Origin of the sequence: Leisingera daeponensis, assembly GCF_019801465.1 — a bacterium.
Taxonomy (GTDB): domain Bacteria; phylum Pseudomonadota; class Alphaproteobacteria; order Rhodobacterales; family Rhodobacteraceae; genus Leisingera; species Leisingera daeponensis_A.
The window spans coordinates 82,151-100,900 of record NZ_JAHVJA010000008.1; the positions used below are offsets into that span (position 1 = coordinate 82,151).

General features: G+C 61.7%; 16 protein-coding genes and 1 tRNA gene. 10 read left to right on the plus strand and 7 right to left on the minus strand.

Annotated elements, in window-relative coordinates; translation table 11 throughout:
• Positions 1-3 precede the first annotated feature (3 nt).
• The 7 genes from KUV26_RS16380 to KUV26_RS16410 all read left to right on the plus strand — a co-directional run bounded on the left by KUV26_RS16380 (position 4) and on the right by KUV26_RS16410 (position 6,260).
• Entirely contained in the window at positions 4-1,254 is a 1,251-nt protein-coding gene (locus KUV26_RS16380) for a glycosyltransferase family 4 protein (RefSeq protein WP_222509125.1), read from the plus strand.
• The gene (gmd, locus tag KUV26_RS16385) at positions 1,251-2,369 is read left to right on the plus strand and encodes a GDP-mannose 4,6-dehydratase (RefSeq protein ID WP_222505842.1); all 1,119 of its coding nucleotides are present in this window, start codon (positions 1,251-1,253) and stop codon (positions 2,367-2,369) included. The genes KUV26_RS16380 and gmd overlap by 4 nt, the downstream gene beginning before the upstream one ends.
• 929 nt (positions 2,370-3,298) lie before the next feature.
• On the plus strand, positions 3,299-3,496 hold the full coding sequence (locus tag KUV26_RS16390) for a CsbD family protein (RefSeq protein ID WP_222505841.1): 198 nt from the start codon (positions 3,299-3,301) through the stop codon (positions 3,494-3,496).
• Position 3,497: 1 nt separating this feature from the next.
• On the plus strand, positions 3,498-4,013 hold the full coding sequence (locus KUV26_RS16395; protein WP_222505840.1) for a pyridoxamine 5'-phosphate oxidase family protein: 516 nt from the start codon (positions 3,498-3,500) through the stop codon (positions 4,011-4,013).
• Between the two features lie 212 nt (positions 4,014-4,225).
• Positions 4,226-4,507 carry a hypothetical protein gene (locus KUV26_RS16400; protein ID WP_222509126.1) on the plus strand — a complete coding sequence of 94 codons (282 nt, stop codon included), beginning with the start codon at positions 4,226-4,228 and terminating at the stop codon, positions 4,505-4,507.
• A gap of 133 nt (positions 4,508-4,640) precedes the next feature.
• Entirely contained in the window at positions 4,641-5,885 is a 1,245-nt protein-coding gene (locus KUV26_RS16405; protein ID WP_222509127.1) for a cation:proton antiporter, read from the plus strand.
• 90 nt (positions 5,886-5,975) lie between these two features.
• Positions 5,976-6,260 carry a hypothetical protein gene (locus tag KUV26_RS16410; RefSeq protein ID WP_222509128.1) on the plus strand — a complete coding sequence of 95 codons (285 nt, stop codon included), beginning with the start codon at positions 5,976-5,978 and terminating at the stop codon, positions 6,258-6,260.
• Positions 6,261-6,282: 22 nt separating this feature from the next.
• On the opposite strand, the gene KUV26_RS16415 is transcribed toward KUV26_RS16410, so the two are convergent.
• Positions 6,283-6,359, minus strand: a tRNA-Arg gene (locus tag KUV26_RS16415).
• Positions 6,360-6,645: 286 nt separating this feature from the next.
• On the opposite strand from KUV26_RS16415, the gene KUV26_RS16420 reads away from it, so the two are divergent.
• Both KUV26_RS16420 and KUV26_RS16425 read left to right on the plus strand, forming a co-directional pair.
• Entirely contained in the window at positions 6,646-7,296 is a 651-nt protein-coding gene (locus KUV26_RS16420; protein WP_222509129.1) for a GNAT family N-acetyltransferase, read from the plus strand.
• Positions 7,297-7,374: 78 nt separating this feature from the next.
• Positions 7,375-9,144, plus strand: a complete 1,770-nt coding sequence (locus tag KUV26_RS16425; RefSeq protein ID WP_222505835.1) for an adenylate/guanylate cyclase domain-containing protein — start codon at positions 7,375-7,377, stop codon at positions 9,142-9,144.
• Between the two features lie 63 nt (positions 9,145-9,207).
• On the opposite strand, the gene KUV26_RS16430 is transcribed toward KUV26_RS16425, so the two are convergent.
• From KUV26_RS16430 to torT, 5 genes are all read right to left on the minus strand, one after another.
• Entirely contained in the window at positions 9,208-9,786 is a 579-nt protein-coding gene (locus tag KUV26_RS16430; RefSeq protein WP_315900134.1) for a hypothetical protein, read from the minus strand.
• 110 nt (positions 9,787-9,896) lie between these two features.
• Positions 9,897-11,195 carry a hypothetical protein gene (locus tag KUV26_RS16435; protein ID WP_222505834.1) on the minus strand — a complete coding sequence of 433 codons (1,299 nt, stop codon included), beginning with the start codon at positions 11,193-11,195 and terminating at the stop codon, positions 9,897-9,899.
• Positions 11,196-11,219: 24 nt separating this feature from the next.
• Positions 11,220-12,578, minus strand: coding sequence for a TfuA-like protein (locus tag KUV26_RS16440; RefSeq protein ID WP_315900137.1), 1,359 nt, complete (start codon positions 12,576-12,578; stop codon positions 11,220-11,222).
• Between the two features lie 5 nt (positions 12,579-12,583).
• Positions 12,584-13,789 (minus strand): YcaO-like family protein, encoded by a 1,206-nt coding sequence (locus KUV26_RS16445; RefSeq protein WP_222509131.1) that lies wholly within the window; start codon positions 13,787-13,789, stop codon positions 12,584-12,586.
• Between the two features lie 147 nt (positions 13,790-13,936).
• Positions 13,937-14,989, minus strand: a complete 1,053-nt coding sequence (gene torT / locus KUV26_RS16450) for a TMAO reductase system periplasmic protein TorT (protein WP_222509132.1) — start codon at positions 14,987-14,989, stop codon at positions 13,937-13,939.
• Between the two features lie 96 nt (positions 14,990-15,085).
• Here torT and torS point away from each other — a divergent pair, with 96 nt between their 5' ends.
• On the plus strand, positions 15,086-18,016 hold the full coding sequence (torS, locus tag KUV26_RS16455; RefSeq protein ID WP_222505830.1) for a TMAO reductase system sensor histidine kinase/response regulator TorS: 2,931 nt from the start codon (positions 15,086-15,088) through the stop codon (positions 18,014-18,016).
• Here the strand turns inward: torS and KUV26_RS16460 are convergent.
• Complete coding sequence (locus KUV26_RS16460) at positions 17,989-18,681, minus strand: response regulator (protein ID WP_222505829.1); 693 nt, start codon at positions 18,679-18,681, stop codon at positions 17,989-17,991. The two genes, torS and KUV26_RS16460, sit on opposite strands and share 28 nt — an antisense overlap.
• Between the last annotated feature and the right edge of the window lie 69 nt (positions 18,682-18,750).

An 18,750-nucleotide genomic window follows, 5' to 3' on the forward strand; every position in this document is an offset into this window, starting at 1 on the left:
ATAATGAGTGCATCTGCGGAACCGGTTCTTTATCTCTCGCCCTATTTCTGGCCCGAGGAGATCGGCTCGGCGCCCTATTGCCGGGAGCTGGCGGAATATCTGGCGGAGCGGGGCTATGCGGTTTCGGCGCTGACGTTCCGGCCGCATTACCCCAGCATAGAGCCTTTCGGCGATTGGGCGGAGGGCGCCCGCGACCGTGAAATGCTTGGCCGCATCGCCATCGAACGCGTTGCGGTGCAGGCGCGCGGCTCCGGCGGCTTCAAGGACCGGGTCCGCAACGACCTGCGGTTCCTGCGCCGGGCGCTCTGGCATGCGCTGCGCGGCACCCACCGCCGGACCGGCGCCATCATTGCCTATGTCCCAAGCGTTCTCACCCTCTACGGGGCGATGGCGCTGAAGCTGCGCTCCGGCGCGCCGGTCATCGCCGTGGTCCATGACATCGAAAGCGGCCTGGCCGCCTCGCTGGGCATCGCCTCCAATCCGCTGATGCTGAAGATCATGCGCCTGGCGGAGCGGATCGGCCTCGGCTTCGCGGATGAAGTCGTGGTGCTGACCGAGGGCATGAAGCGGGAGCTTGAGGCGATCGGCTGCCGGCGGCCGGTCACGGTGCTGCCGATCTGGTCGCAGGCGGCGGAAGAAGCCCCGATCAGCCCGGCCGCCCCGGTGCGGGTGATGTATTCCGGGAACTTCGGCAAGAAGCAGAACCTGGACCAGCTGCTGCCGCTGCTGTCGCATCTGTCGGACACCATGCCGGAGGTTGAGATCGTGATGCGGGGCGGCGGCTCGGAACGCCCCCGGATCGAGGCGGAGGCGGCCCGGCGCGGCATCGCAAAGGCCCGTTTCCTGGAGCTGGCCCCGGCAGAGGAATTCATGGCCTCGCTGCAGAGCGCAAATGTCCACCTGGTGCCCCAGGCCCTGAACGTGGCGAATTATGCGCTGCCCTCCAAGCTGTTCTCGATCATGTCGGCCGGCCGCCCCTATGTCTGCATTGCCGAGCCGGACAGCCCGCTGGATGTCCTGGCCCGGGAGTCCGGCGCGGGCATCTGCGTCTACCCGGATGACGAGGCCCGCCTCTGCACCGAGGTGGCGGAGCTTCTGGGCGATCCGGCGCGGCAGCAGCGCATGGGCGAGGCCGGCCGGGCCTATGTGCAGCAGCACATGAACCGCGCCACCATTTTCAACAGCTACGAAGCCATCCTGCGGCGCCTGGCGGGCGCCTCCCGGGAGCAGCGCATTGCGGAGATCAAACATTGAAAAAGGCACTTATCACCGGCGTCACGGGCCAGGACGGGTCTTACCTGGCGGAGTTTCTGCTGGAGAAGGGCTATGAGGTGCATGGCATCAAGCGCCGGGCCTCGTCGTTCAACACCCAGCGGGTCGACCACATCTACCAGGACCCGCATGCGGATCACGCCCGTTTCAAGCTGCATTACGGCGATCTGACCGACAGCTCGAACCTGACCCGGATCCTGCAGGACGTGCAGCCCGACGAGGTCTACAACCTCGGCGCCCAGAGCCATGTGGCGGTCTCCTTCGAGAGCCCGGAATACACCGCCGACGTCGATGCCATGGGCACCCTGCGGCTCTTGGAGGCGATCCGCTTCCTCGGGCTGGAGAAGAAGACCCGCTTCTACCAGGCCTCGACTTCCGAGCTGTACGGCCTGGTGCAGGAGACGCCGCAGCGCGAGACCACGCCGTTCTACCCGCGCTCGCCCTATGCGGTGGCCAAGCTCTATTCCTACTGGATCACGGTCAATTACCGCGAGGCCTATGGCATGTATGCCTGCAACGGCATCCTGTTCAACCACGAGAGCCCGCGCCGCGGCGAGACCTTCGTGACCCGCAAGATCACCCGCGGGCTAGCCAATATCGCGCAAGGCCTGGAGCCCTGCCTTTATATGGGCAACATCGACGCGCTGCGCGACTGGGGCCATGCCAAGGATTACGTGCGGATGCAGTGGATGATGCTGCAGCAGGCGGCGGCGGAGGATTTCGTCATTGCCACCGGCAAGCAGTATTCGGTGCGCCAGTTCATCGCCTGGTCGGCCGCCGAGCTGGGCATCCACCTGGAGTTCTCCGGCTCGGGCGTGGACGAGATTGCCACCGTTGCGGCGGTCGAGGGCGATAAGGCGCCGGCGCTCAAAGCCGGCGACGTGATCATGCGGATCGACCCGCGCTATTTCCGCCCGGCGGAGGTGGAGACGCTGCTGGGCGACCCGGCCAAGGCCAGGGAGAAGCTGGGCTGGGTGCCGGAGATCCCGGTGCAGCAGATGTGCGCCGAGATGGTCGCCGAGGACCTGAAGACCGCCCGCCGCCACGCGCTCCTGAAGGAGCACGGCATGGAAGTGCCGGTCAGCGTCGAAGGCTGAGGAGAAGGAGCTAATGCGGCGGGTTGCGGCACCATTTACCGTTCGCTGATGCCCGCCATTTTGCGAGGTGATCTGCGACAAATTCTGGAGGAGCAGCTCCACGATGAATCTGTATGTGCGAAGTCAAGTGACTGCAATTCCTTTTGCATTCCAGCAGTAGACTATCTGCAAGACAGTGCGCGGCTTACGAATGCAGCAGCTATTTGACGAGCCTGAAACAGACCGAAACCTGCCCATCACTGCATCGGATATTAACGTCTGCATTCGAGGCAGGATCCTGTTCGACGGGGATCCGAAATAGTTCTGAAATGCTCCTGCGGCAAAGTTCAGAAAAGTCCCGCTCCTTGATGATTGATCCTGGCCGCAGCGAAAAGACTGTTTGAATTTACCCTTCAAACAGTATTCACTGACAGCTTCGGTGCAATCCGCCGTGCTGCCAAAGGAGCTACTCCTGCGAAGGGTGAAGTCGGGGTAGCACTTCCTGGATGATTGGTCCGCCTGCCGTCAGGAAGATACGAGGCTTTCCGTAGTGAAAATCAAGGACGTCTTCGCCTTTGGTGGAACAGGACGTGCGGCCGGGGATGCTGGAGGCACGAAAAGGAAAGGTGCTGTCGCAAGTGGCAAGACTACGTGTCGCCCGGTAGCCGCCAATGTTTTCCGGATTTAAGCGCCGCGTAGCCTTACCGCCTTCTCACAAAAACCTCCGGGTTCCTGGCCTGCTTTCTGCCGGCGCGCTGCCGCCGGTGAGCGGCTGCGCTATGGTGCGGCGGAACTGCGGGACCCGGCGAAACTCCGCCGCCGGGCGCGGGCACCGCCTTTCCGGCCAGACAATCAAGGAACCCTGCCGCCGCCGCCGCGTTCTCCTTACGACGCCGCACCGCGGCGCGCTCATTTCGATCCCGAACCCTGAACCTCAAGGAGGACAAGACATGGACGACGACCGCATCACCGGCAAATGGACTGAACTCAAAGGCCGTTTGCGCGAAGCCTATGGCGAGTTGACCGACGATGAACTGGAGCGGACCCGGGGCGAGCGCGAACAACTCGAAGGGCTGCTGCAGCAGCGCCTGGGCAAGACCAAGGACGAGGTTCGCCAGACCGTCGACCGCATTCTGGACGGTATTTGATATGGCCCGCAGACCTGACAGCGACGCAGACGCCGCCGCCCAGCTTTGGAAGCGGCTCGGGGACACCCGTGCAGGCATGCTTTCGGTGGATGGCAGTCGCCAGCACCCGCAGCCGATGACCCATTTTGCCGATCCGGATGCCGGCGCGATCTGGTTCATTACCTCTGCGGATACCGATCTGGCCCGCGCAGTCGGACTTGGCGGCGAGGCAACCTTTGTCTACCAGTCCCAGAAGGGCGACTATCATGCCTCGATCAAGGGGCCGCTCACCGTCAGCGAAAGCAGCACCACACTCGACCGGCTGTGGAGCCCGCCTGTTGGTGCCTGGTTCGAAAAGGGCCGTGACGATCCCAAGGTCACGCTGCTGCAATTAAGCCCGCGCGAAGCCGCAGTCTGGGCTTCGGACACGAACCCGGTTCTGGTCGGGCTGAAGATGCTGAATGCGGCAATGCGCGATGGCTCGGGCGAGCCGGACGTTGGCGTGCACCGGGTCATCGATTTCACAGCTGCAGGCTGACGGGCACCCGGTCCTGAATGGCGGCCTCTTCCGGGTCCGGCGGCGCATCAGTGCCGCCGGACCTGCTGCATTGAAACTCTGACCGCCCTGTCTGCGTTGAGGGTATGAGGCCAGAAGCAGCCAGGGCTGAAACAGCCGGGCAACTCCGGACACCGTCCCGTATCCGCGAGGCGGCTCCGAGGTGCGGCTTCACCACAGAAAGCGAGGATGAAATGGCACTGAAAGTCGCAAAGCTGGAAGAGATACATGCTGAAATGTGCGGACTGCTGGCCGAGCGCCAGGATGAGATGGCCCGCACCGCCCCCTCTGGGAACGGCACTGCCGGCGGCGACCTGACCGAGATTTCCGCCGAAATCGGAAACTGGTCGGACGACGCGGCAAAAATCGAGGCTGCGGACGGCAAGGAAAGCGAGGCCGCAATCGCCGACCTGGTGGAGCGGGCCAAGCATATCTGCTGGCGTCTCAGCAGCAGCGCCGCAGGCCGCGGCAAGTGACTGCAGACGGGCGGCCCGCTCGCAGGCTCGACCGGGGCTGTCTTGGACCGACTGAATCCGGCTGTACGGCCCGGCGCCTCCGCTGGAACCCCCTGCGGATGCCAACAGGAGATTCTGCTGTACAGTAGCGGCCATGGATCACACAGAGTTTTTCGAATTTGCCCCTTACCATTTGATGCTGGCCGCAGCGGGTGCGGTTATCATTCTTGCCCACTGGCTGCCGCGGCTGGTCTCCTCACGGGAACCTGCGGCAGCCCCTCTGCTCATTCTGCTGGGCATGGCGGCCTTTTGGCTGGTGCCCGGCAGCCCGGCGGTGCCGGACCCGCGCCTGAATCCTAAACCTTGGGAAATCGTCAGTGAGCTGACTGTGATCGTGTCGCTGTTTGCCGCCGGCTTGCGGCTGGACAGCCTGCGGCCCTGGAAGCGGTGGGGGCCGACACTGCGGCTGCTGCTGATCGGAATGCCGCTCACCATCGCCGCAGTTGCGCTGCTGGGCTGGGGCATCGGCGGCATGACCGCAGCGGGGGCTATCCTGCTGGGCGCGGTCCTTGCCCCCACGGACCCCGTTCTGGCCGGCGACGTGCAGGTCGGACCGCCTTTGAAGGGCGGCGAGCATCCGGTGCGTTTCACCCTGACGACCGAAGCAGCGCTAAATGACGGGCTGGCCTTTCCGTTCGTCTATCTGGGCCTTATCGTCGCCTTGCAGGGACTGGACCCGCAGAGCTGGCTGCTGCACTGGGCGGCCATCGACGTGGTCTACCGGATCGCCGCCGGGGCGGCGATGGGGATCTGCGGCGGCTGGGTGCTGGGGCAGGTTCTGTTCATCTATCCCGGCAACGCGGCGCTGGCCAACACCGGCTCCGGCGTGGTGGCGCTGGCGGGTGTGCTTCTGTGCTACGGCTCCACCGAGCTGGTCGAGGGCTACGGCTTCATCGCGGTGGCAGCCATGGGGCTGACCCTGCGCCGGATCGAAAATGAGCACCGCTTTCACCTCCGGCTGCACAATTTCTGCGAAACCATCGAACACGCCCTGACCGCTCTTCTGCTGGTGGCGCTTGGCAATGTGCTGCCGGTGATCCTCGGAGATCTCACGTCGGCGCTTGTGCTGATCGCAGTGCTGCTGATCGTGCTGATCCGCCCGGCGGCAGGCTGGCTGTCGCTGGCCGGAACGCGCCTCGGCCGCCGCGACCGCGCGGTCATCTCCGTCTTCGGAGTGCGCGGTATCGGCTCCATCTACTACCTGTGCTATGCCGGAGCCCATATTGAATTCGTGAACGAGCCGGAATTGTGGTCCCTGATTGGGCTGACAATCCTGCTGTCGACCATGCTGCACGGTTTCACTGTCGGCCGAGCGATGGACAAAGTCGCCAATGAATGAAGGGGGCAGCTGCCGCTGACTTGCCCGCCATAACCAGCTAGCAAAGCTCTATTCCCGGCATCAGCAATACCGCCGCCGCAACATCCGGTAATGTCAGCCGACTGGCCAATATTCAGGCAGATTGCGCTTGCGGAAAGCAGCGGCATTTCACCCGCGACCCGCAATGTTCAGAATGAGATCGCAGTCGAAAACGCGCTTGTTCGTACCTTGGCCAGCCCAACCTGGGCTTTGCTCTCGCGCGCCAGGCAGCCGGAGGAAGCAAGGTCTTTGGAAGCGAAAATCAGGATGGCCTCGGCACTGGCGGAACAGGAGACGCACACAGGGATGCCGGTGACCCGAAAATGGCAAGTTTCTGCGCCAAGCGGCGGAACTTAATTTCACCCGGTAATTCGGAAAGTGGCGGACCGAGGAGGATTCGAACCCCCGACCCCTTGATTCGTAGTCAAGTACTCTATCCAGCTGAGCTATCGGTCCACTGCGGCGGGGTTTACTGTTACTGCCTCAGGGCTGCAACCCCAAAAGACAACGGTTTCGATGTTTCTTGTGTCGCAAGATTCGAAAATTCGCTCTCCAAGCCATTCAGCGTCAGCCTTCTCCCGTTTCCGCATGGCCGTTTGGCCCGGAAGAGGACTTCGGGCCGCAAAGCAAACGGCAGCCTTTCGAAATACGGGCGGGAATGTGGTATTGTCGGTCATCCAGTCCCCCTCCGGCTGCGTTGGCACCGAAACAAGGGGGCGCCTAAGAGCGGGGGAATCAGCACATGTCAGAGCGGCAGCCAGCAGCGTTCCAGCTCCGCCCCCTGGAAACGGATGACTTCGCTGCAATGGCCGGCTGGTTTCAGAATGTCACTGATCTTGCCCGTTTTGACCGCTCTGGCAGGGTGCCTTTTAGCACCGCGGGCATGGAGGACACCTGGGGGCAGGCCGCGGATCCCACAAGAAAATCCAGCAGATGTTGGTTTGCCATCACCACGGGCACCGAAGAGCTGTGCGGCGTATCCGGCCTGGAAAGCATTACAGCCGTGAATCGCGATGCCGTCATCGCGCTGTTTATCGACGAGAATAGCCGCAGGCAGGGCATAGGCATTCGCGCAACGGCGCTGGTTCTTGACTTTGCCTTCCGCCAGATCGGGCTAAATCGCGTTACATCCTACTATCGTGAAGACAATTTATGCAGTCAGCGGATGACCGCACGCGCCGGCTTCGAAACGGAGGGCAGAATGCGGGAGGCCTGGTTCGCTGAAGGCCGGTATTTCGACATGATCACCGTCGGGCTGCTGCGGAGGGATTGGGAGGCCCGCCGCAAGGCACTGGCGCGGGAGCTTGACGCCTCCTGCACCGCCTGTTTCCGGGGTGCGGTGGTATCCGGCTGGGCCTGGCCTCCCGGCCCGCAGGATCCGCCGGCAGACTGAGCTGCATCAGCCTGCCAGGCACGGCACAGCACCGGCTGGCGGCCGGTTGCAGTCATTCTCACAGGGGGAGGACAGCTTGTGAGCGGCCAAGACAAGACATCGACGGTCCGGCGTCAGCTAGGGGCAGTGCTGTTTGCCGATGTTGTTGGCTACGCGCGGCTGATGGGAAATGACGAAATCGACACCTACAGCGCCCTGAAGTCCCTTCTGGAACAGCTTGAAACCGCTTGCCAGGCGCACGATGGCCGGGTGGTCGCAGTCCGCGGCGACGGCGTTCTGGCGTTATTCGAGACGGCCACGAACGCGGTGAAATTCGGGATCGAACTGCACCGCATTGCAGAGCAAAGCAACGCGTCCCGTCCGGAAGACCACCGGCTGCGATTTCGCGCCGGGGTACATATGGGCGAAATCCTGATAGACGACCGCGGCATTCACGGCGACAATGTCAACATTGCCGCCCGCCTGCAGGAGATTGCCGAACCCGGGCGGGTTTTTGTCAGTTCTTCCGTCTATGAACAGATCCGCAACCGTTTGCGCTTCGGCTTTGAATTCCTGGGCCCCCAGCGGCTCAAGAACATTGCGGAGCCCATCCCGGCTTACTGTGTCCGCAGCGAAATAGAGGGCGCAGCCATGGCCGCCACATTGCGCCCGGACTCCCCGCCCGCACATCCGCAACTGCCGGGCATTCCATCAGTTGCTGTCCTGCCTTTTTCGAGCTTGGGCGGGGATCAGTCTGACAGCTGGTTTGCCGATGGTCTGACCGAGGACATCATCCTGAACCTGTCCAAGTTCAAAAACCTCTTTGTCATCGCGCGCAACTCTGCCTTCTTCTTCAAGGCGCGCACAATGCCGCCGCAGGAGGCCGCGCGTGAACTCGGGGTTCGTTACGTTGCGCGCGGCAGCATCCGGCGGGCTTCCTCCCGGATCCGGGTAGCGATTGAACTGATCGACGCGGAATCCGGCCGGACCATCTGGGGTGAGCGGTATGACCGGGACATCGATGACATCTTTGCCATTCAGGATGAGGTCACAGACGCTATCGTCGCGGCAACCGCAGTGCTGATTGAAGCCCAGGAGCGCAAGCGGATGTCACAGGCCGCGCCCGCTGACTTGGCCGCCTATGGGTATGTCCTGCGCGGTCAGCAGTACATCTTCCGTTACACGCGGCAGGACAACCGCCAGGCGCAGTCCCTGTATGAAAGGGCCTTGGCCCGCGACCAGGATTATGCCCGGGCTTCAGCCGCGATTTCCCGCACACTCAATATCGATTGGCGGTACTCCTGGGCCAAGGATGCCGACCACGCGCTGGATACGGCGTTGTCCTTTGCGCAAAGAGCCGTGGAGCTCGATCCGACCGATGCCCGCGGATTTGGCGAACTGGGGTTCGTGCATTTGTACCGCAAAGAGCATGATGCCGCGATTGGCGCTTACCGGCGGGCCCTTGCGCTCAACCCCAACGACGCTGATCTGCTTTCGGATTACGCCGATGCTCTGGCGCATTCAGGCGACAATGAAACGGCGATCAGCAGCCTGAAACAGGCCATGCGCCTTAATCCTTATTTTCCCGACCAGTATTTATGGCATCTGGGAGGGGCCTATTACAATCTCAAGGAATATGATGCGGTGATCGATACTTTGACCAGGATGAACAATCCGACAGAGGGTCAGCGGATGCTGGCTGCCAGCTATGCCCAGCTGGGCAAGATGGAACTGGCACGGGACATGGCTGCCCGGCACCGCGAGGCTCACCCGAATTTCTCGCTGGAGCGCTGGGCCAAGGTTCAGCCTGACCGGCTGGCTGAGGACACGCAGCATTTTGTCGAAGGGCTGAAGAAGGCGGGGTTCTGAACCGGGCAAGCGCCACCGCCATTTCCGCAGGCCCTTTTGCCTGTTGCGGCTGAGGCGGCCGGGTCAGTCGCCGGATCCGCGTGCCTTTGCGCCGCTGACCTTGGCACCGCTCACCTTGGCGCCACTTACCTTGGCACCGCTGACTTTGGCACCGCTGACCTTGGCACCGCTGACGCCAGGGCCGCCGCCGAAGTAGACATCCAACAGGACCTGCTCGAACATGCCGGTCATCAAGTCCATGCGAATCGTGTAGTCCGCCTTATCGTATTCCCAGACTTTGATGTCATCGGAGATCTGGAAATCTGCCGAGGCGACGCCGGATTTAGAGGGGTCCAGAGGAGCCCTTGCAAAGGCCCCGCTTTTTGAAAACGCCCTTTCGCCCTTGCCATGCACCAGGAGTATGATTGGCTCTGGCAGTTGAAAAAATTCGCCCTCGTATGAAAACCCGTAGATTCGGGCAAACCGCGGAGACCTCTTGTCCTGAAGCTGCTTGGCCAGAAGGCCATTGGCGCCCCGCCTGTCCCCGCGTTTCACATCTCTGATTTTCAGGTCTTCAACCTGACGTCCGAATAGTAACACTTCTGAAAAACTGAGTAACGTCTCTGCCACCTTACTCACTCCTGTGGCTATGGAATCAAACACCAGAAGACCTTTTCACAAAACCGCGCCGCGAGTGCCTGCCCGTTTTCTGAGAAATCCCCCTGAACGGGAAAATACCACAAATTGAATGGAAATTGTAGCTTTCCGCCTGATTACCCGTCCGGAACTCTGGTTCGGACTGAATGGGCGTGACTGTCCTCGCCTGCTTCACCCAAGCGGGGGCCGGCCTGCACCAGTCCAATACCGCGCATCCTGAAGTTGCCTTCGATGATGGCCTGAAACGCGCCGCCGGTTGAGTTTCTGTCAACCAGCAAGAGCGCCTGTTCCACCGCCGCGTAGGTGAGGGTTTCAGCTTCCAGCATGCTCCACGCAGCAGCCAGATAAGACCCCAGGATATCCCTTGCCTCCAGCAGCGCCACGCGGAACCCTTCCGGGTCTGCAGCATAGCGGGTATCGAACAGAGCCTGCATGACCTCGCCGTAATAGGGGCTTTCCTCCAGCTGATCGGACAGCTCCTCCATTTCCGGCGTGATGAGATCGTGGACCAGCAAACGCTCGTGAAATATATCAACCAGAATATCGAACATTGCCCCGGTGAGAGGTTCCGACAAGGCGTGCTCGCTGTTCCAGCCGCAAACGAAATCGTCCAGCAAGCGTGTATTCGCCGCCATCCGGATCTGCGCGCTTCCGGCCAGTTCGGCAAACCGGTTCAGCTGATTGAAGGTGTAAAGATTGCCCCTGGTGTTAGCCAGCAGTTCCTCGACCACGGAACCGAAGTGCAGGGACGCAATAAGAGCGACCATATCCGCTGCAGATTCGTGGAAGCCGTAATACTCGCCCGGAACATCGTCGGAGACCGGCATCCCTGCGACGCTGTAGATGATGGCATGCCCGATCTCATGTGCGACCACGTCGAAATTCAGGCTGTAGGCGCGGTATTCGCTGCCATGTTCGCTGGTGCCGCCGGTTTCGAGAAATCCCCAGCCTATATGGGCATTGTCAAGGCTTGGCAGCAGCGACAGTTCCAGCCGGGCGTAATCGCGGGCAAAATGCCAGGGGATTTCATGGCCGAAATAGCTTTCCCACACATCCAGGGTGAAATGCGCAGCGGCAAACAGATGTGCGGCTTCAAATCCAGGGTCGGACGGCAGAATGTGAAAGAAATGACCGTCTTCATCCGGTTCAGGGGGGGGCTGCAACTCCCCCTGCCAGGGCGGCAGATACATGCCCGGACCTTCAGGCCCCTGCACAATTGCGCCATACGGAATTGTTTTGCCAAACGCGTTGACCGCATACATCCGCGGCCCCGACGGTCCCGGGCCGATTGAACCCGGCGGCGCGGAAATCTCGACCAGCTCCAGCACCGGGTTTTCAGTTCGGAATGGCGATTGGGGAAACAGCAAGAACCGGGTTCCCGGCGCTTCCTCCACCGCCTCGAAAGGGTCGTCCATAGGGCCTCCAGTCCTGTGGAGGTTTCACCCGTCTTGCCCTGCCTCGTGCCCGCTGTCCGGCGCAGGCTGTGTTTTTCCCGTGTGATGATACATGAATTCGCGCCGGATCAGCTCAAAGAATTCATCAGTGCCATCAAGGCCGATAGACAGCGCATATGCGCCTAGTTCTTCCGGGACGCCGCGCTTGAGGCATGTTTCAAAGTACCAGAGTATCAACTGCAGCCGGACCGCGTCCGGTGAAGCGCCGCCCGGCTGCGCATTGCCTGCCACCAGGTGCTGTTTGGCCGCGGCGCGGGACTTCAGTCCGGCATAGGCGCCTGTCTGCCGCAGTTCCGCCAAAAAATGCGGTTCCAGATCCGTCTGCAAAGCACTGACTGCGGCACCGGCAAGGGCCGCCTCAGCCAGTTCTGCTTCGTAATCCTCTACTGTCAGCCCGTTTTCCTGCAGCCAATTCTGCAATTCCTTGCTGCGAAATAGCCCCAGTGCTTGCCGGTGGCGGTTTATCTGCGCCAGAATTGTCTGCCGCCCGGCCTGCAGCCCGGCTTTGCGCGCCTCATTCAGCGCCAGAAGGCGCAGTGCAGCCTTGGCCTGGATGGCGGCAAAGCGCTCCGGCGTCAGCCGCAGTTCATCCAGAACCTGCCGGTCCGCGTCCTGCAAGGTGCCGCCCTGTGCTGCGATTCTGTGCTCCAGCTCTTGCCAGGCCAGCGTGCGCTCCATCGGTTCATGCGCTTCGCCGAACGCTCGGCTCTTTGCGTCTGGAAAAGCGGCCATGCGCACAAGCATTTCCTGCGCGTCCTCGCGTTTCGCATCTACCGTTCCCGTGGCGATCCAATCCGAGAACCGGTCTTTCCATGGCGCCTCAGGCATGTCCGCGAGTATCTGCTTCCATGTCCGCTGCTGATAGAACCGCGTTTTGGCGGCCTGAAGAACAGCTTCTGCCTGCTCCCCGTCAAGAACCCCTTCACGCGCTGCCCCCTCGACCGTCGCGCGGATCGAGACCATCGGTTCACTCAGCGGGGCAAAGCCAAGCTCTGCTGGGCTGTGGAGGACCGCAACCTCATCATCGTCGCAGATCGCACCGGAGGCATAGGCTTCATAAATTCTGCCAATACCGATCATTCCGAAGCCCGACAGCTCTGCCGCGCGCAAGGCACCCATGCTGGCGCTCCCGAACACAGCGATTCCCTGCTCCATCGCCCAGAGGATTTCCTTGTGCCACACAGAGGGCACCCCTTCGAAATACCCGTCGATCAGCCCGATTACCTTCGCCCCCTGAACGGCACTACGGTAGATGTCTCCCTGGCTTGCAGGCGGCAGGACGATGGCCCCCGGCAGCAGAGCCTGCACATCCTTTGCCCCGATCGTGGGGCCGGCAAACACCACGGTTGTCAAATACTTGCCTCCGCTGTCCTTGATGCCCGCCCGCCAGGGATGAAATCCGGGTCGTCGTGCGGAGCTTCCAAGCCAGGGATGACCGCTCGCACAACTGAAATCCCCAGGTCCCGGCGTGAAAGGTCAACGATCAAGACCTGCTGCATGCCCGCCGCGCGCAGTCTGCGCAGCAGCCAAGCCCGGTCCTCTTCGAACGAGGTGGACGAAAAGGATGGGCAGTCCTGTAACCGCGCAACGGCCTTTGTCCTGGTCAGCAGGCTTCGGACATATTCAGCGCGTTCCGCAGAGGCTGAAGGCGTGAACTCCTCAGGGTCCAGATCGTCGCGTGCGCCGGAGATATAGGTGAGCCGTGTCTGCGCGGCCTCGGTGAGAGACCGCAGCAAGGCAATATTCCGGTCCGGGTGGCAGCCGCTGCCTATTCCGATATGGCCTGGACGGCTGCCTGTTTCGCAAATCATGCAATGGAACGCGGCAACGCCGATGTCCGAGGTGATGTCCCAGACGCCCGCTTGCAGCCCGGCGGCGGCAAACCGGTCCATTGCCACGCGGCAGCGGGGGTCATCAATGGCCGCAGGGTCAACCCGAGGTCCAGCAGGAGCATGGTGCCACAAGGTGATCGCATCCCTTTCGATCAGTTCGCAAATGGCATGGCAGGTGGCTTCAGCCAGGTTGTTTCCCGAGGCCAGCCCGTTAGTCGTGCGGGGGAAAGCCCCTTGCCCGCCGCAAGGCGGGCTGGTGTAATCAGTGTCCACCATTTCATAGGGCAGCCAATGCGATTTGTCTGTCGCGAGATCTGTTCCCTCGATCCACAGCATCCGGCGCTGCGGGTTGAAGCCGGTGCCGGTCACGCGCGGCAGCCGCTCCACGTCTGCCACCAGGGCATCCTTTTGCAAGTCCTGAAAACTGGCCAGCCGCAAGGGCAGGGTGACCCTTTCCGCATGCCAGGTCTCGATTGCCTCCATCACACCTGAGGCCTGTGCTGCTTCCAGAGTCAGCCCCTTGCCTAATGACACGGCAACGGACCGTGAATTCGGCCGCGTCACCATCACCGTAGGCAGGCCGACCCGGTCCAGTCCGGTCAGGTTTGCAATCCGGGTGATGCCCATTCCGGCCAGATGCGGGCGGACCGCGGCAAGCGTCTGCGCAGGATCACACAGCCGGTGCGTGTCATGCAGATATGCTTTCTTTTCCGCCTTCGGCATCTTGCTGGCCTCACTGTCACGACCGCCGCAGGAAACCTGCCACGGGCCAATCAGCAGCGGGCAGGTTTCGCTGAAGGATGGCCGGTCGCGCGCTGGCGGTCAATAACCGGGCGGGGCGGGAGAAAAACGCCCCAGGCTGCATTTCCGTTACCGTTGCGGCCGAAAGTCGAAGACAGGAACAAAACTTGCCGGAGCCAGGGTTTGCTCCAGCAGGTCCTCTCCGGCCGAGGCCCGGCTGAACACCCTGATTGCCGGTCCAGCGTGTTTGACTTGCAGGCTGCCCTCAATCGCACGGACGGCCATCTCAACCGCCAGCCGTCCTTGCAGCACCGGAAAATCCGATGGTGCTGCGATAATGCGGTCGCGCAGCACCCCGCGGTACACCGCGTGGGTCATGTAGTCCGAGACCACCTGTACCTGCCCCTGCATGCCGCGGGCGCGAAGCACCGACACCGCGGCTTCGGCAGCGGGTGCGGAGCCGGCGATGTAGTCAAGGTCCGGAATTTCATCGAGCGCTTCCTCGACCAGCCGCACCTGAATTTCGCGGCCGGTATCGCCGTATTTTGTCACGGCAACCACGGCGGAGCTGTCTGCAAGCGCGGCCCGGAACCCTTTCTCCACAAAGGTGACCCAGCCCGCATTCTCAGGTCCCGGAAACCAGGCGACCTTGACGGGGGCAGAGCCTTTGGGGTGGCGCGCGGCAATGATCCTGCCTGCTTCGGCGCCCATTTCTATCCAGGATACACCTGCCTTTGCGGTAATGCCGGCGTTTGCGATGTCATTCACCGCGGCTATCACCGGCACCGAGGCCGAAATCCGCTTTACCGTGCTGGTGAGGCCAGAAAACGATACGGTGCCGAGGATCAGAGCATCTGCTCCGTCAGCGACGCATTCCTCCGTCTGCTCTATCTGCCGCTGCAAGTTGGGATAACCGCCGGCTTCCACAAGTTTGAACGAGACGCCCAGCCGGGCCGCTTCCGCTACCATCCCGTAGTTGACGCTCAGCCAGTAGGCGTCTTTCAAATGCGGATAGGCGATGCACAGCCGCCAGGCTTGGGACGCCTGTTCAAGCGGAGCATAATCAATGGTTTCCAACCCGCTGCCATAGTCAAAAGCAGTCCGAGGCACCTGCACGCGCCAGCTGTCCGCTGCTGCCGGCAAGGACAGGAGTGTGAAGAGCAATAGACAGAATGCGCGCATGAAGACCTCTATGTATCAGGCACAGAGGATAGGGAGCGGGCCGCGAAAGGGAAATTCAAAATTGCGAAATCCGCCAATGCAGGCGAAAGTATTTGAATGTTAGGAAAACTCGGCCTGGGCGGAAAACTGGGCCTCGCATTCATCGTCATTGCGGGGTTGCCGACCCTTGCCGGCGTTCTGGGGCTTGTGGAACTGCGGGTGCTTGCACGGCGCCAGGCGGAAGTGATCAGCCAAACCATTCCGGCCATTGCCGAGGTGCGGGGGATGGCCGAGGAAAGCACCCGCATCATAGCCATCGCCCCGGAGCTTGCGGCTGTCACGACCCAGGCGGAGCGCGCGAACCGGGCGCAGTTTCTCTCCGACCAGGTCCAGGCACTGACCCGGCGCCTGGACGCGCTGGAGCGCGGCGGGATCAGCGGGTCCGGCCGTCTGCGGGATACGGTAACGGATGCTGCCCGGGTGCTTGCACTGCTTGACGAACTGGTGGAGACGCGCATCGCGCTGCACAGCGGCTTCAAGCAGCTGACCGGCCGCAACCTGACTGCCGCGAACAATCTTCTGAGCATGGCCGACACGCTGGTTGCCAACGCGGAAATGGGTACCACAGCCGTTATTTCGAGCCTCTACAGCCCTGGCACCTCACCTGTCGAGGAACAAGCCCGTACGGATATGCTCGACAAGCTGATTGAGGTCGACCTGTTTCAGCTTGGCCTGATGTTCGAGCTGCGGTCGCAAACCGCCGAAATCGGGCTGATGATCAACCGGATCGAAGAGGCCGACACCACGGCTGAGCTGGAGGAAATCGAAACCGCGCTGACCAGCCGGCTGGAAATCGTATCCCGCCGGATCAAGGCGATCCGCGATCCCGGGCGCCGCCAGCAGGCGGAAGGCTATGCGGAGCAGCTGCGGACTGTACCAGAAAGCAACGCCGGGCTGTTTGATTTGCGTGGCCGTATCCTGACCACAGAGACCCGTATCACCTCCCTCAAGCAGGAGCTTCAGAACACCGCGCTGCGGCTGGGCGACGAGGCCTCTGCCGTCGCCGATCAGGCGCAGGAGCGGGCGATCAGCTCAGGCAATGCCGCGGCTGCGGATATCCAGCGGGCGCAGCTGCGCAACGGGTTTGCCGCCATCACCGGGCTCCTGCTGTCCCTGGCCGTCCTGTGGTTCTATGTCCGCGGCAGCATTACCCGGCGCCTCAATCAGCTGGCCGGCACAATGGCGGCGCTGATGCGCGGCCAGCTGGATCATCCGGTACGGCCCCGCGGGCAGGATGAGATTGCCCGAATGGAGGCCGCGGTTGAAGTGTTCCGGCAGCAGGCGCTCGACAAGATGGAACTGGAAAAGGTTCGCGACCGCAATGAGCAGGAGCTGAGAGAGCATCGCAACAACCTGCAATCCCTTGTTGACGAGCAAACTGAACGGCTCCGCGAGGAGGTCGAAGCTCATGACGAGGCCAGGCAGAAGGCGGAGGCGGCGGATCAGGCAAAGTCTGAATTCCTGGCGATGATGAGCCACGAGATTCGCACGCCGATGAACGGTGTGCTGGGCATGCTGCGCAGTCTCTCGGATGAGGGCCTGCCGCCCCCGCAGATGGAGCGGCTCCGTGCGGCGCTGGTTTCGGGTCAGAACCTGCTGAAAATTCTGAACGACATCCTGGATTACTCCAAGATTGAAAGCGGTGCGCTGAAACGGGAGGATACCACTTTTACCCTGCGCGGCCTGATCAATGACATTGTCGTGCTGCTGCGCCCCGGAGCGGACAGCAAAGGGGTTCACCTCTGGCTGGACGCACCTGAAGAATTGCCGGACGTGGTGGTAGGGGATGCCGCGAAGTTGCGGCAAATCCTTTTCAACCTGCTGTCCAACGCGCTTAAGTTCACCGATGAAGGAGAAGTCATTCTGCGGGTCCGCACTGGCGGCAATGCCGGCCGGGGACACCGCGTTACTTTTGAAGTCAGCGATACCGGCAAGGGCATTTCGGAAGAAGCCAAGGCCCGTATTTTCGAAGCCTTCGAGCAAGAAGACACGGAAACAGCCCGCAAATTCGGCGGCACCGGCCTGGGGCTTGCGATCAGCAGGCATTTTGCTCAGGCCATCGGAGCTAGGCTGTCTTTGGAAAGCACCAAGAATGTCGGCTCTGTTTTCACATTGACGGTAGAACTGGGACCAGGAGATCCCGCAGCTCTGACGCGGGAAGAGCCACCCGCTCCGATCCGGCAGGCAGAAAATCCGTTGTCGGTTCTGGTGGTGGAGGACAATGAAATCAACCAAATGGTTGCACGGGGTTATTTAGAGCGAATGGGCCACAGCTGCCAATGTGTGGCAAGCGCTGAGCAGGCGCTGTCGTTGCTGCCGGAAATTCGGGTCGACTTGGTGCTGATGGACGTCAACCTTCCGGGCATCAGCGGTACCGAGGCTACCCGCCGCCTGCGCGCGATGCCGGACCCCCGGCTGTCCAAATTGCCGGTTATCGGTATTTCTGCGCATGTGCAGGAGGAGCAGATCGAAACGCACCTGCAGGCAGGGATGAATGGCTTTGTGGCCAAGCCGGTTTCTCCGGAACGTCTTGCCCAAGCGCTGCAAAGCGTCACCCAAGGGCGCGAGGGCGCTATTTATCTTTCAGCCCGGCAAGCCTCTCCTCAGGGGGACAGGCATGCAGGCTTGCAGCGGCAGATGCGGGAAAACATTCAGGACCTGGGGGCGGACCGGGCATATGAAATTGCCTTGCTCTTCCAGCAGGAGTTGCCGCGGAGTATCGAGAAGATGAGCGCCGCCCAGGCAGGGCAGAATTTGGCGCGCTTGGCACAGGAAGCTCACCGTGCAAAAGGGGCGGCCAGCAGTTTCGGGCAACAGGACCTGGCTGACCTGCTGGGTGACCTTGAAGAGGCTGCGGCCGAAGGCAGTCTGTCAGCCGCCGCCGGGCACATGCGCGAACTGAGCGCACTGGCTCCGAAAGTCCTGGAGGCTCTGGCGGGAATTTTGCGAGACAGCGCCAATCAGCCCAGGGGAGCAGTGAAAACGTAGCCTTCGCCATGCACAGTGGTGATCACTCGCGGATTGGCAGGTTCTTCTTCCAATTTGCCCCGCAGGCGCCTGATCAGCACATCCACGGTGCGCGGATTGGCGCCGTATTGCCGGTGGGTGACCCGGCTCATCAGCGCATCGCGCGAGGCAACCTCTCCCGCCCGGCTAATCAGCATGTCGAGCACTTCGAACTCCGCCCGGGTCAGCGGAACGCTGTCTCCTTCCAAGGTTTGCAGATGCCGTGCGGCAACATCGAACCGGAAGTTGCCGAAGGTATAAACCCGGCGTGACAGACGCCGTGCCTCCTGGGTCCGGCGCAGCAGGTTTTTCAGCCGCGCCAGCAGTTCACGCCGGTTGAACGGCTTGCAGACATAGTCATCCGCGCCAAGTTCCAGCCCAACAATCCTGTCGACCTCGTCATCCCGGCCAGTCACCAGAATGATTCCCATCTCGGACTTTGCCCGTTGCTCCCGGGTGATTTGCAACCCGTCCTTGCCAGGCAGATTGATATCGACCAAGAGCAAATCAACATCCCTGGATTGCAGTATGCGTTCCGCTTCTTCGGCCGTTTCGGCCTGAGAAATACTGTACCCTTGCGCATCCAGATAACTGGCGAGGGTGCTTCGGGTGACCGGTTCATCCTCGATGATCAGAATATGCGCCATTTTCGTTTTCCCCGCTTTTCTTCCTGTCTGTTAACAAATTTTCACATGGCTAACCAGTCTGTTCATTCC